Source organism: Corynebacterium sp. c25Ua_47 (genome assembly GCF_039907205.1).
GTDB classification, from domain to species: Bacteria; Actinomycetota; Actinomycetes; order Mycobacteriales; family Mycobacteriaceae; genus Corynebacterium; species Corynebacterium hiratae.
On sequence record NZ_JASBOH010000040.1, the window covers coordinates 1 to 524 of the forward strand.

A 524-nucleotide genomic window follows, 5' to 3' on the forward strand; every position below is an offset into this window, starting at 1 on the left:
AGCGAGAAGCTCTGGGAGGTATGCCGCAGCCTGGGCATTGCTCAGTCTGTGGGGCGTACTGGTGTGTGCTTCGATAACGCGATGGCTGAGTCGTTCTGGTCGACGCTTAAAACCGAGTTCTACGACCGTAAGCGTTGGTCTACCCGTGATGCCGCACGTAAGGCCGTTGCCTACTGGATTGAAGTCGTCTACAACCGTCGGCGCCGGCACTCCGCCCTCGGGATGGTCAGCCCCGTCGACTTCGAGAACCACACCGGTTCAACCACCAGCAGAAAAGAAATAGCTGCCTAACCACTAGGTAGCTCCACTACGTGTCCACGATTTGCGGGCAACCCCACGGAGACTTCGACATGCGCAAAGCCACCGCACCCACCACCCCAGACGACTAAGACAAACGGTCCGGGCCGACGCACCCCTCGGCCCGGTACCAACTACCCAGAACACGACAGTACCGAGTCCCCAGAACACCGGTACCAAAAACTCGCATCTGACAACCCTCACCACCTAGACGGAGTTCGCGTCCT

General features: G+C 59.2%; 1 protein-coding gene. It reads left to right on the top strand.

The window, feature by feature from the left end; translation table 11 throughout:
* The coding region (locus QKE52_RS13330; RefSeq protein ID WP_347949006.1) for an integrase core domain-containing protein at positions 1-291 on the top strand (291 nt) is incomplete at its 5' end.
* Positions 292-524 lie beyond the last annotated feature (233 nt).